A 12,246-nucleotide genomic window follows, 5' to 3' on the forward strand; every position below is an offset into this window, starting at 1 on the left:
TCATAAATCTTCTTGGGTACCACTTCCATGCTTTCTACCGAATATCAAATGAAGGGGTACACTTAACAAAGCCTTCTCAACGGGTCCACCATCCTTGTTACATTGTAGCGAAAAAAAACTACTGTGGTCTCAATGAAATACTTTCTACCGCTACTCATTCTTCTAATGAGCTGTTCAGAAAAAGTCAGTAATGACACTATTTTCCGGGCCTCTGTATCTCAATTGAGTTTAAAAGAAAAAACAGACCTAGAAGACATTCAACGAAAATCGGTGCAGAAATTGTCTGCTAAAGAAATGCTCCACAGGCAATACCAAATAAGTCTCAATTATTTATTGACAAGTTTGGAAAGTGTTCAAATAGAACCTTACACCACTCATAACTTTTTAAATAATCGCTCGGAAACCAACCCTCCTGTTATGACTACGCAACTTTTAAAATGGTATGAAGACAGTTTATTCCAGCTCACCGAAAACTACTATAGACAAAGTCATTTAATACAGGATACAACACACTTTTACTATTGGGTTATGTTTAAAAACAAAACTTAAACCCTAGATATTTATTTAAATCAAAATTTAGAACGTGTTGAGTTAAAAGAGGAAGCACAACGAATTACTCAAAGGGTTTCTAGTCTCCAATAGCTCCAAAAGTCTCACTGCGTTACATTTATCAAAAATGTAGTTAACACCGCATTCAACGCTTATAACATTACAGTATATTCTGTATATATTTGTGTGAAACAATAATGATAAAGTGAAGCAAAAAACCATTAAAACCATATTCTTTTTGATTTTATTGGCACCTTTCATGGTTTCATTTATCACCCTTCATTTACGTAAAAAGCAGATTAAAAAGGAAGTCAAGCACTTTTTAATGCAAACAGTAAACAAAGAAGATCTCTTCTACTTTAAATTTTCTCAACAAGAAATCAAAGAAGAACTTCGCTGGGAAAAAGTTCACGAATTTGAATACAAAGGTAAAATGTATGATATCGTTGAACAAAAGTCAGAAAAGGATTCTACCGCCTATTGGTGTTGGTTAGACAAGGAAGAAACAGCGCTAAATAACAAACTTCACCGTTTAACACATTTCAATTTCTTTGATGATGAACAAAAGAAAAATTGCGAAGGATCTCTCGTTTACCTTATCAAGAATCAACACTTCCCTCCTAACCAAAATTTTCAATTATACTGTGCGTTAATCTACAGAAAAGATAATTTCAAAAAGGTATTTAGATACTTAGAACCTAGTTATTCTCCTCAATCTCCTCCACCCGATTTATTGTAGCTTCCAGCCATAAGATAAACCCACCCTAAAGTGTGGATAAATACAATAAATAAAAACAATGAAACATATATTATTCATTCTTGTAATGTGCATTGTAGCTGTGCCTTTGTACGCGCAAACCATTACAATTAAAGATAAGGATACACAACTTCCTATTTCAAATGTTGTGATATCATTGGATGATCAAGTAAACACTTTAACATCCAATAACGAAGGTCAAGTTCTTTTACCTGAAGATGCAGAATTCTCTGAAATAATTTTTAGGAATAAAAACTACAAACCCTTAAAACTGAGTAACACTCAATTGGAGGAAATGGAGTACTTGGTGACAATGGAACATGCTTTTTTCACTTATGATGAAATCATCATTTCTGCCACAAAATCAGAGGAAGGAGAAACAGGCATAGCGCAAGCCGTAACCAGTATCTCTGAAGAACAAGTAGCGCTGGAAAATCCTCAAACGGCAGCTGACCTTTTAGGTAGCTCCGGAAAGGTTTATATTCAAAAGAGCCAACAAGGTGGAGGATCTCCAATGATAAGAGGTTTTGCAACAAATAGATTACTCTACTCAGTAGATGGTGTGAGAATGAATTCTGCCATATTTAGGGGTGGAAATATTCAAAATGTTATTTCTTTAGACCCTTTAGCAATAGAAAACACTGAGGTCCTATTTGGTCCAGGTTCAGTCTTATATGGTAGTGATGCCATAGGTGGAGTTATGAGTTTTAAAACCTTATCCCCCCAGTTTTCTTTAACAGAAGATCCCTTGGTTACAGGAAAGGCAGTAACAAGATACTCTTCAGCCAATCAAGAAAACACGGTTCATTTCGACGCGAATGTAGGATGGAAGAAATTTGCGTTGCTCACGAGTTTCACCACTTCTGATTACAAAGATTTACGCATGGGAAGTAATGGTCCAGACGATTACCTAATGCCTTATTTTGTTATTCGTCAGGATAGCATGGACGTAGTTCAAGAAAACGTAGATCCCAGGGTGCAACGCCCCTCTGCATACTCACAAATCAACTTGATGCAAAAACTGAGTTACCAAGCCAGTAAAAACATCTTGTTGGAGTACGGATTTCACTATTCGGAAACATCTTCTTACGGTCGTTACGACAGACATAATCGAATGAAGAACGGACTGCCGAGATATGCTGAATGGAACTATGGTCCTCAAAAATGGATGATGAACCAAATTAAAGTGACCAATACAAAGTCAACTAAAGTATACGATAGGTTCACGATTAATATTGCCCAACAACGTTTTGAGGAAAGTAGAATTTCGAGAAACTTTAACAAGGACGACAGAGAAATTCGTGCGGAAAAAGTAGATGCCTTATCGGGTAACTTTGATTTTGCAAAACGTTTGGGTAAGAAAAATAAATTCAATTATGGTGTGGAGTATGTTTACAACGACATCACTTCTACTGGAATAAATGAAAACATCGCTACTGGACTTTCACAAGCAGGAGCTTCGCGTTACCCTCAATCTGATTGGCAATCTGCGGCAATTTACTTGTCAAATGTGTACAGCATCAATAAAAAAATGTCTATACACGCTGGAGCTCGCTATAATCAGTACATGATTAACGCAAACTTTGACACAAGCTACTACCCTATCCCTTACACTTTTGCAAGCTTAAGCAACGGTGCACTCACTGGAAGTTTCGGATGGGTTTATATTCCGAATAACACAAGTAAGCTAAGCATTAACGCTTCTACAGGATTTAGATCTCCAAATATTGATGACATCGGAAAGGTCTTCGATTCTGAACCAGGAGCAGTAGTTGTTCCGAATAAAGATTTAGAAGCGGAGTATGCTTACAACATAGATTTAGACTATGCGAAAATTTTCAACGATGCTGTAAAGGTGGACGTTGCCGCTTACTACACCTATTTGAACAATGCACATGTACGCAGAGACTTCATCCTGGACGGTCAAGACAGTATTATGTACGATGGACAATTGAGTAAAGTCCAAGCCATTCAAAATGCTGCAAATGCACAAGTCTATGGACTACAGTTAGGTTTAGATGTGAAGTTTTTAAAACACTTTAATTGGTCTACCAACGTGAACTACCAATATGGTGAAGAAGAGTTAGACAATGGAAATGTAAGTAGAGCACGTCACGCAGCTCCTTTCTTTGGTAGATCTGCGCTTAACTTTAAGCAAGGAAAATTAATGTTCAACTTAAACGTATTCTACCAAGCAGAACGTAAGTTTGAAGACTTGCCTGTATCAGAACAAGGCAAAACAGAAATCTATGCGGCAGATGACAACGGTAATCCATATTCACCAAGTTACTACACCTTGAACTTTAAGGCCATGTATACCTTGAATGAAAACATTGCTATTTCTGCAGGTGTTGAAAACCTAACAGATATTAGATATAGATCTTACAGTTCTGGGTTATCTGGAGCCGGAAGAAATATGGTAATGTCGTTGCGTATTAAGTTTTAATACTCCTTAATAATTAGAATAAGGCGGAGTTTTTACTTCGCCTTTTTTACTACCTTTTGGTAAAGCGTTCTCAATCCAAAGGTGAGGAGAACTGCAATAAAGGCTGACGTTCCCATACCTCCCCCCAATCCTCGATTAACCTCTGGCATGTTGAGGAGTAGAGCTGTAGAAATCGCTCCTCCTAAGATAATTTCGTGTAGCTTAAAATTAGTAGCACTCATCCCAACAAATGATGCAGTAAAAACTATGGCCAACCATAAATTCTCTTCCTTTACTTCCATGAAATAAAAAAGAAGAGCCAAGCAGAATGAGGGTAAAGCTGATGCTAACACAACATTCATTTTCACCTTGTGCTGCAACACAAACGTGAGTGCTGCGCTTGACATTCCTATGAAGTAAAATAGTACCATCATCACAATAAGAAATATAGGGTTAAACAAATTGAAATAAAGGCTATTGACCCTAATTTACCACCAACTCCGTTAAATACATTACGGGCAAATATATAAACACAAGCACCAAGAACACTTGCAAGAATAAGTGTAAAATAATCCGTCGCTCGAATCATACTCGTCATACCTATAAAACTTCCACAGTAAGCCGCAATGTGAATATTATTGGTGTCTTTGGAAATTTTATATACAAGATAAGCGAGTATACCAACAGCACTTGAAGCTAAAACGGCAGATAAACCTAACTCCACCTGCAGTGCAAAAGTTATAAAACTCCCCGCAATCAAAGACACGCCCGCTATAAGGGTTGGTTTTAACTTGAGACCTATATCGTGAATATGATAATGTAAATAAGCCCAAATTAAAAGCAAAGTTGTGGCTACCATAACAGACAGAACACCCCACTCCCATTGCCCCTTCCATGCATAAGCGAGTAGAAAACTGGCTTGTACTATGATAAAGAGAAGTTTTACCCAAATATTAAATTTCTTTCCTTTCAGCATCTTGAATTACGGCATAAAAAAATCCTCCAGCATAAGCTAGAGGATAGAAATATTATCAGTCGGAATTATTTTGACTTCTTTTTCTTTTTGTCGTCAACCCACTTGTCGTTTTTCAACTCTCCAAGTACGACAACATCTTTAATACGGCTATAATCTTCGATAGCCATTAGCATTTCTTCTTTGGTATCTCTTCGAATTTTTATACCGTTGGCTTTTGAGCCTTCGTTTCTTACTTCAATGTAAAATCCATCTTTTAACCGCGCTGGTCTTGTAGGAGGTCTACCCATATCTAAAATTACTTTTTAATTCAAAATAGCAGTTTCAAACCGCATCCGCCGAAAGATATGAAAAATAATAAGTTTTTTAAAATAATTTCACGAAAAAGTAAAGTAAATGATAAATTTCTCAGTCCATTAAAGAATCAATGCTGAATTATTATTAGGTTTTACTTTAAAACCAAAGATTGCTCCAATAATCCCCCCTGCAATATGGGCAAATTGAGATACATTATCATTCTCGAAAGATCTCAATATCTCTCCTCCTACATAAAGGGCAAAAATCAAGATAAAAGTGATCGGAATTTCTTTTCCTTTTACATTGGTTAAAGACACAAGTGTAATCATCATAAAAGCGATTCCACTTGCTCCTATTAAATTATGGGAGAAGAAAATGATGTGGACTAAAGCTGTAATCACTGCCGATAAAACAATCATCAGTAACAACTTTTTGGATCCATATTTTTCTTCCAATATCGGACCTAACAACAGTATTAAACTTAAGTTCCCAATCAGGTGCGAAATGGAAGCATGTCCAACTGTATATCCCACCAAAGAAACATACCATTGCCAGTTGGTCCAATCAAAATACCCTCCCAGAATACAGATTCTAGGAGGAGTATTTGTAGTAAATATAAAATACACCACCGCACAGATGAGCGAGAACGCTAACGTAACGGGTGCATTAAATGTAATTTTCATTACGCTCTTTCAATGATAGTTGCGTACCCTTGCCCTACTCCAATACACATAGTAACCAAGGCGTAACGCTTGTTTGTTTTTTGTAATTCTAAAGCTGCCGTGTGCAAAATTCTCGCTCCAGTCATTCCAAGAGGGTGACCTAAAGCAATAGCTCCACCGTTAGGGTTAATTCTTGGATCATTATCCGCCAACCCTAATTCTCTTGTACACGCCAAAGCTTGTGCAGCGAATGCTTCGTTGATTTCAATTACATCCATATCATCCATGGTTAAACCAGCTCTATCCAATGCTTTTTGAGATGCAAACACAGGACCTATCCCCATGATTCTCGGCTCAACTCCTGCAACCGCAGAACTTACAATTTTAGCCAAAGGCTTTAAGTTATTACGCTCACATGCCTCACCGCTCATCACTAATAATGCAGCTGCACCATCGTTTAATCCAGAAGCATTACCAGCAGTAACAGATCCATTCTCTCTTCTGAAAGCTGGTCTTAACTTTGCTAAAGTTTCAACGGTAGTACCCGGACGCATAAACTCATCTTGAGCAAAAACGATAGGATCTTTTTTACGCTGAGGAATTTCTACATTTACAACCTCTTCAGCCAAACGTCCATTCTCCCATGCAGCCGCCGCTTTTTCTTGTGACCATGCTGAGAATTTATCTTGATCTTCACGAGAAATGTTGTACATGTCTACCAAGTTTTCAGCAGTCTGTCCCATTCCATCTGTACCGTAAAGTTCTTCCATTTTTGGATTGATAAATCTCCATCCAAAAGACGAGTCGTGCATTTGAGCATCTCTACCATAAGGTTTAGAAACTTTAGAGATAACCCAAGGTCCTCTTGTCATATTTTCTACACCTCCTGTAATATACACATCACCTGCTCCATCTTTAATCGCTCTTGCAGCATTCACTGTGGCAGCCATACCTGAGGCACACAATCTGTTTACAGTTTCACCTCCAGAAGTATGGGGTAAACCGGCCAATAAGCCAGACATACGTGCCACGTTTCTATTATCTTCTCCCGCTTGATTTGCACAACCGAAAATAACATCTTCTACTTCATCAACATTCAAAGAAGGGTTACGTTCAACCAAGGTTTTGATTACATGTGCAGCCATATCATCAGGGCGCACAGCACTTAAGGTTCCACCAAAATTACCTATGGCAGTTCTAATACCGTCTACTATATATACTTCTTTACTCATAATCAAATTTTGTAGGGCGAAGATAACAATAGTGATCAAAACCATTGTGAATAGATGTTGAAAAGTATATGACCAAAGGACAGAATATTCCTTTATTTTTATGGACGACAGCAAAATGTCGAAACTAAAAACAAACAAAATGAAACATGTAATTTCTATGCTAGCATTATTACTAGCCGTGCAATTTACACAAGCCCAAGAAGAAACCTCTTCAGAAGATCAACGCTACCAAGATTCCATTGCACAAATCAATGCAAATAACGCCACTTCTGCAAAAAGTAAGGAAGCTTATAACTTAGGAATTTCTCAATTTGAGAAAAAGGAATTTGCCGCAGCCTTGATGAGTTTTACTCAATCTGTAGAGGTTGATCCAAATTTTGAAGATGCACACTACAACAAAGGAATCACGGAAATTGAATTGAAAAAATTCGAACCTGCTATTCAGAGTTTTACAAAACAGATTGCTTTAAATCCGTCGGCAGCTAAAGCTTATGCTAAAAGGGCCTACGCCTACCAAAGTTCTAGTAAATATGGTGAAGCTGAAAAAGATTATGAAAAAGCAATTCGCCTTGACAACAAAAATGCAGAGTATCATTACAATTATGGGACACTTAAATTTTTACAACAAAATTACGAGAGTGCCATTGAAAGTTTTGATGCTGCTATTTCTATTGAACCGAGTATGGTTTACGCATACAATGATAAAGGAAGTTGTTACCGTATGATGGAGAACTATCCTATGGCCATCAAACAATACGATGAGGCTTTGAAGAAAAACCCAAACCTTCCTTTTGTACTGAACAACTTGGGTACAACCAAAAAGAAAATGAAAAATTATGAGGGTGCTATTGGAGATTTCAACCGAGCAATCTCTATTGATAAATCATTTCATTTAGCCTATTTGAATAGAGGAGTTACGTTAATGGCAAAAAACAGAATAGATGATGCTATTAACGACTTTAAAAAATGTATAGAAGTAGCTCCAGATTATTCTGCTGCTTATGCTAATCTAGCAGGTGCTCTCTTTAAAAAAGAAGAATACCAAGAAGCTTTAAAAATGGCCAACAAAGCCATAGAATTGGACCCTCAAAATGCATCGGCATACGTGAATAGAGGAATGATTAACGAGATGTTAAGAAATCAAGACAAAGCATGTGCCGATTGGCTTAAAGCCAAAGAGCTAGGTGCAGAAATGGGTGAAAGATATTATTCTGGAAATTGTGGATATTAGAAAATTAGAGATGAAGAAAAAAATACTAACAGGAGGAATCTTTTTGGCTGCTTTATTTATGCAAAATGTAGCAGCACAAGAAGTAGAATTTAAATCTTCCAACTTTAAAGATCAAAAAGACGAATTTAAATTAATCGAGGAAGGACTTGAAAACGCTGAGCCCTTATACGAAGCTGGATTTGAACTGGTTTTCAACGTTAAGGACCCTGAAATGAATTTCAAAAAAGCCCTAAATTATTACTTAAAGGCTCAAGAATTCAACCCGAACAGTGCTTTAAACAATTTCCACATCGGTATTTGTTATTACTATTCTTCGGAGCCTTATAAAGCGATTGATTACATCTTAAGGGCCAAGGAACTTAATGATGAATGCGACCCTTTCTTGTACTATTACGTTGGAGCTGTATATCAGTTAGAAGAAAAATTCAATGACGCCATTCAGGCATACAAGTACTTTGAAGCAGAATACAAAAAAGCAGATGACTTTTCAAAATTCGTAACGCAACGCAAAAGAGAGTGTGCCTATGCAAAAGAACGAAAAGCCAATCCAGAACGTGCTTGGGTAGACAACATGAGCAGTATCAATACAGCCTATGATGAGATAGCACCCTCTATTACCACAGATGGATCTCAAATCATCTATAGTTCGAACAAACCTAATGGACACGACCAAGACGAAGTAGGTGAATACGACATGGATATTTATTATACAGAGTTTGAAAATGGAGCTTGGAATTCACCTACCCCACTCCCTGGAAGTGTAAATACACCCAATGATGAAGTTGTAAACAACTTGTACTACGATGGAACAAAACTATTACTTCACAGAGAATTAGATGGGCAAACAGACATTTTTGAATCTTATTTAAATGGTGCCAATTGGATGAATGCTAATCAGCTTCCCGTTCAAATTAGTTCAGATAGGAACAATGAGAAATACGCTTCTTATAATTTCGATGGATACAAAATTTATTTTGGTAGAGAAGTTGCCTCGCGTTCTAATGGTTACGACATTATGTTTTCAGGATTGCGCAGTAGAATTAATGGAGATTATGGTGCAGCCTCTAATGTTAGTCAAGTAAACTCTAAATTCAACGATGGTCCTATATATTTAGCCATAGACGGAGAAACTATGTATATAGCATCACAAGGACATGGTTCTATCGGGGGATATGATATTTTCGTTTCTTATAAAAAACAAGGAACCTGGACAAAGCCTGAAAACATGGGCTACCCTATCAACACACCTTATGATGACTTCTTCTTTGCTAACACCGCTAATGGGAAATATGCTTATATAGCTTCAAATAGAGCTGGTGGAAAAGGAGGGTTTGATCTCTACAAGGTTACTTTCTGGGGAGCTCCGAAAGAACCAGCCTTAGATATGGAAGACTATTTATTGGCGAGTGTTGCTTCACCTATAAAAGACCCACAAATTGCCACAACTGTTGAAGTCAACAAAACTTCTTTAACGGTATTCAAAGGGAAAACATTAGATGCTTTAACAGGAAAAGCGGTTGAAGCTGAAATAGACATAATTGATAACGAAACCGGAAAAGTAATTGAACAGTTTACCACTAACAGTGCTACAGGAAAATTTCTACTTACCCTACAAGCCGGTAAGAATTACGGAATAAGTGTAAAAGCTGACGGATATTTATTCCATTCAGAAAACTTTGATATACCCAACGGAAGTGCTTACCAATTGGTAAATAAAATCATTGAATTGAAAAACATAGCCGTAGGTAGTAAAATAGCGCTTAGAAATATCTTTTTTGATGTGGGTAAAGCCAATTTAAGGGCAACTTCTAATGCTGAGTTAGACCGTCTCGTAAAATTACTGAAAGACGTACCCAGCTTGAAGATAGAAATCTCTGGACATACCGACAATACGGGATCCTCATCTATCAACGACAAACTTTCTCAAGACAGGGCCCAAGCCGTAGTTAATTATTTAATCAATAACGGTATTGCTAAGGATAGAATTACAGCCAAAGGATATGGTTCATCCCAACCTATTGCTACTAATAATACGGCAGCGGGTAGGCAAGAAAACAGAAGAACTGAATTTGAAATTATCGAGAATTAATCTCTCAATTTGAAAAAGAAAAAGCCCCGAAATTATTCGGGGCTTTTTTATTATCGTAATTCGTAGATGTATATTTTGAGGTTTTCTTTATTTACTTGATAAAAGCGATTCTTTAATTGATGTAAAAACGCTCGTCCTCTATAATTGTTGAAACTATTGAGCATTTCTATTAATTCTCCTTCCTCATTAAAAATAAATATCTCGGGTATATCCTGTTTAGATTTATCTTTTTTGGTTATCGTAAATGCAATCAGTTTTTTCGATAAATCATCATAATGAGCATTATAGATTACAATACTTTCTTTATATCTCTTAAGGATGGTATCATGAATTCTTCCTTTATCGAAAAGTGTGTAAGGCTTCACCCCTACCTTGAAAGAGTCTAATTGAAGGGTATAGGTTTGCTGTAACTCAAATTCATCATTGTACCTCTTAATTTTATCAGAATATTCATGAATACTCAAAACATTATTTCCATGAACATTGATCCAACGTGGAATTCTTTCACAATCTGCAGAATCTAACATATTCTCAAATGCGTCTTGCAACACAAACTTATACTCTAAAGAATCAGCAAAAACATTCTTCACAAATAACATTTTTGGCTTCTTCAAAAATTCTTTATTTGTCTTTATTCTTTCTGACAAACTATCATTCCTATTAAAAAGAGGGTAATCTACTAGACTCACCAGTAGAGATTTCCCATTTTCTAAAATAAAATCACTTTTAGCTTGTACAAAACCTCCATATCTTGCACACTCTTTTACGATTGTGGAAACTTCCTGATTTAAAAGTAAATTTCCATCACTATCTAAACAATAGAGCTGAGAATCGATATAGAAAAAGAATTTATTCAAATTTACGGCTTGAAACCCCTTCAAATATCTTTCATCCAAAATATCAGCTAGAGTATCTATGTAAATATGCTTCTTGAAAACACCGTCATCGGAAAATATAGATATCGTACAAGTTGTATCCTTTTCCATATACCCTTTAAATAAGGCTATATACTTCAACGAATCTAATTCAAACGCCGAGACATTTAAAAACTTTGTGTACTTCCACTTTTCATCCAGATCAATAGAATCTATAAGTATTAGATGTTCACTTTCATCTATGGTCTTTACAGCAATTGTTTCTCTTTCACAACTAAAGAATGATAGTGAAAAAATAATTAGTGGTAATAATAAATATGATTTTTTAGATAGTTTTACGGTATAAGGTTTACTCGTTATATTCATCGCTTCTCTCAGTTCTGTATATGTCGTTTCAGTAACTGTATTTGAGTTACTAAATCTTTGACATTTACATGAACAACGGTATCTAATTGACCATTATTAAATAAAATATATCCAGAATTATTCTCCCCTACAGTTTTACTAAACTTGTAATAAGGGTCCAAAAATACATTTTCCCTTTCTTTCTCCAAGAAACTTGATATATCTATTACAGCTCCTCTTCCCGAAACCATAAAAAGAACATCTGTTGAATCTAAGTAAGGATTCATTTCAGCTATTAGTGATTCGGTGCATTTTACACAGCTTTTTTCTCCTGAAAAGAAAACAAATGCTCGCTTATTCTCAAAAACATTCTCTATTCCTTTATCGTTAAAAAAGTGTTCAATTTTATCAGTTAGAACTTCTGATTCATTATTGTTATTACCTCCACAACTTGTAATAAGTAACAACATCAAACTAATTCTAGTTATATTCAAAAACGTCATAACAATTTGAATGCAATCGTTTTATGTAATATTTACCCTTTGAATAATAAATACCACCTCCAAAGGAGTAATTATCTTTTTTGTATTCTCCTAATTTCTGCCAATCCTTTGAATAAATTATCATATCTGGGACTTCCATGGCACTCTCTTCATTTGAGTATCGATTATTTAAATAAACGATATAATCACCTGTACTCTCATCTATCCAAACGTAGTGGATCACACTCTTTCCTTCCACACTAGCCTGAATTATCTCTCCGTAATTCTCGAGGTCTTTAACCTTAGGCAACCTGTAGCCTATTTCTACA

At 36.1% G+C, this 12,246-nt stretch carries 13 protein-coding genes; 5 read left to right on the forward strand and 8 right to left on the reverse strand.

What is annotated here, in order from left to right:
- Positions 1-132 precede the first annotated feature (132 nt).
- The 3 genes from R3333_RS07280 to R3333_RS07290 all read left to right on the forward strand — a co-directional run bounded on the left by R3333_RS07280 (position 133) and on the right by R3333_RS07290 (position 3,752).
- Positions 133-549 (forward strand): hypothetical protein, encoded by a 417-nt coding sequence (locus R3333_RS07280; RefSeq protein WP_318958127.1) that lies wholly within the window; start codon positions 133-135, stop codon positions 547-549.
- Between the two features lie 205 nt (positions 550-754).
- The gene (locus R3333_RS07285) at positions 755-1,288 is read left to right on the forward strand and encodes a hypothetical protein (RefSeq protein WP_318958128.1); all 534 of its coding nucleotides are present in this window, start codon (positions 755-757) and stop codon (positions 1,286-1,288) included.
- Between the two features lie 58 nt (positions 1,289-1,346).
- Complete coding sequence (locus R3333_RS07290; protein ID WP_318958129.1) at positions 1,347-3,752, forward strand: TonB-dependent receptor plug domain-containing protein; 2,406 nt, start codon at positions 1,347-1,349, stop codon at positions 3,750-3,752.
- Positions 3,753-3,784: 32 nt separating this feature from the next.
- Here the strand turns inward: R3333_RS07290 and R3333_RS07295 are convergent, their stop codons facing one another.
- From R3333_RS07295 to R3333_RS07315, 5 genes are all read right to left on the reverse strand, one after another.
- Positions 3,785-4,165 (reverse strand): hypothetical protein, encoded by a 381-nt coding sequence (locus tag R3333_RS07295; RefSeq protein ID WP_318958130.1) that lies wholly within the window; start codon positions 4,163-4,165, stop codon positions 3,785-3,787.
- Positions 4,165-4,707: a hypothetical protein gene (locus R3333_RS07300; RefSeq protein WP_318958131.1), complete on the reverse strand. Its 543-nt coding sequence runs from the start codon at positions 4,705-4,707 to the stop codon at positions 4,165-4,167. The genes R3333_RS07295 and R3333_RS07300 overlap by 1 nt, the downstream gene beginning before the upstream one ends.
- A 65-nt stretch (positions 4,708-4,772) precedes the next feature.
- On the reverse strand, positions 4,773-4,994 hold the full coding sequence (locus R3333_RS07305) for a hypothetical protein (RefSeq protein WP_318958132.1): 222 nt from the start codon (positions 4,992-4,994) through the stop codon (positions 4,773-4,775).
- A 126-nt stretch (positions 4,995-5,120) separates the two neighbouring features.
- Positions 5,121-5,684 carry a rhomboid family intramembrane serine protease gene (locus tag R3333_RS07310; protein ID WP_318958133.1) on the reverse strand — a complete coding sequence of 188 codons (564 nt, stop codon included), beginning with the start codon at positions 5,682-5,684 and terminating at the stop codon, positions 5,121-5,123.
- Positions 5,684-6,895, reverse strand: coding sequence for an acetyl-CoA C-acyltransferase (locus R3333_RS07315; protein WP_318958134.1), 1,212 nt, complete (start codon positions 6,893-6,895; stop codon positions 5,684-5,686). Before R3333_RS07315 ends, R3333_RS07310 begins: the two co-directional genes overlap by 1 nt.
- 139 nt (positions 6,896-7,034) lie before the next feature.
- On the opposite strand from R3333_RS07315, the gene R3333_RS07320 reads away from it, so the two are divergent.
- Together R3333_RS07320 and R3333_RS07325 are read left to right on the forward strand one after the other, a co-directional pair.
- The gene (locus tag R3333_RS07320) at positions 7,035-8,126 is read left to right on the forward strand and encodes a tetratricopeptide repeat protein (protein ID WP_318958135.1); all 1,092 of its coding nucleotides are present in this window, start codon (positions 7,035-7,037) and stop codon (positions 8,124-8,126) included.
- Between the two features lie 10 nt (positions 8,127-8,136).
- Positions 8,137-10,215 (forward strand): OmpA family protein, encoded by a 2,079-nt coding sequence (locus R3333_RS07325; protein WP_318958136.1) that lies wholly within the window; start codon positions 8,137-8,139, stop codon positions 10,213-10,215.
- Positions 10,216-10,265: 50 nt separating this feature from the next.
- On the opposite strand, the gene R3333_RS07330 is transcribed toward R3333_RS07325, so the two are convergent.
- The 3 genes from R3333_RS07330 to R3333_RS07340 all read right to left on the reverse strand — a co-directional run.
- The gene (locus R3333_RS07330) at positions 10,266-11,456 is read right to left on the reverse strand and encodes a hypothetical protein (RefSeq protein WP_318958137.1); all 1,191 of its coding nucleotides are present in this window, start codon (positions 11,454-11,456) and stop codon (positions 10,266-10,268) included.
- Between the two features lie 8 nt (positions 11,457-11,464).
- Entirely contained in the window at positions 11,465-11,905 is a 441-nt protein-coding gene (locus tag R3333_RS07335) for a hypothetical protein (protein ID WP_318958138.1), read from the reverse strand.
- A gap of 10 nt (positions 11,906-11,915) precedes the next feature.
- Positions 11,916-12,246, reverse strand: a 331-nt coding sequence (locus R3333_RS07340) for a hypothetical protein (protein WP_318958139.1), incomplete at its 5' end; no start/stop codon positions are given.

This window comes from Lishizhenia sp., from assembly GCF_033720595.1.
In the GTDB taxonomy this organism is placed as follows: Bacteria; Bacteroidota; Bacteroidia; order Flavobacteriales_D; family Crocinitomicaceae; genus Lishizhenia.

Coding starts and splice junctions, on each gene's coding strand:
- R3333_RS07290 (WP_318958129.1), top strand. CDS start 1,347: ATGAAACATATATTATTCATTCTTGTAATGTGCATTGTAGCTGTGCCT.
- R3333_RS07310 (WP_318958133.1), bottom strand. CDS start 5,684: ATGAAAATTACATTTAATGCACCCGTTACGTTAGCGTTCTCGCTCATC.
- R3333_RS07315 (WP_318958134.1), bottom strand. CDS start 6,895: ATGAGTAAAGAAGTATATATAGTAGACGGTATTAGAACTGCCATAGGT.
- R3333_RS07335 (WP_318958138.1), bottom strand. CDS start 11,905: ATGTTGTTACTTATTACAAGTTGTGGAGGTAATAACAATAATGAATCA.
- R3333_RS07295 (WP_318958130.1), bottom strand. CDS start 4,165: ATGATGGTACTATTTTACTTCATAGGAATGTCAAGCGCAGCACTCACG.
- R3333_RS07330 (WP_318958137.1), bottom strand. CDS start 11,456: ATGAATATAACGAGTAAACCTTATACCGTAAAACTATCTAAAAAATCA.
- R3333_RS07280 (WP_318958127.1), top strand. CDS start 133: ATGAAATACTTTCTACCGCTACTCATTCTTCTAATGAGCTGTTCAGAA.
- R3333_RS07325 (WP_318958136.1), top strand. CDS start 8,137: ATGAAGAAAAAAATACTAACAGGAGGAATCTTTTTGGCTGCTTTATTT.
- R3333_RS07320 (WP_318958135.1), top strand. CDS start 7,035: ATGAAACATGTAATTTCTATGCTAGCATTATTACTAGCCGTGCAATTT.
- R3333_RS07300 (WP_318958131.1), bottom strand. CDS start 4,707: ATGCTGAAAGGAAAGAAATTTAATATTTGGGTAAAACTTCTCTTTATC.
- R3333_RS07305 (WP_318958132.1), bottom strand. CDS start 4,994: ATGGGTAGACCTCCTACAAGACCAGCGCGGTTAAAAGATGGATTTTAC.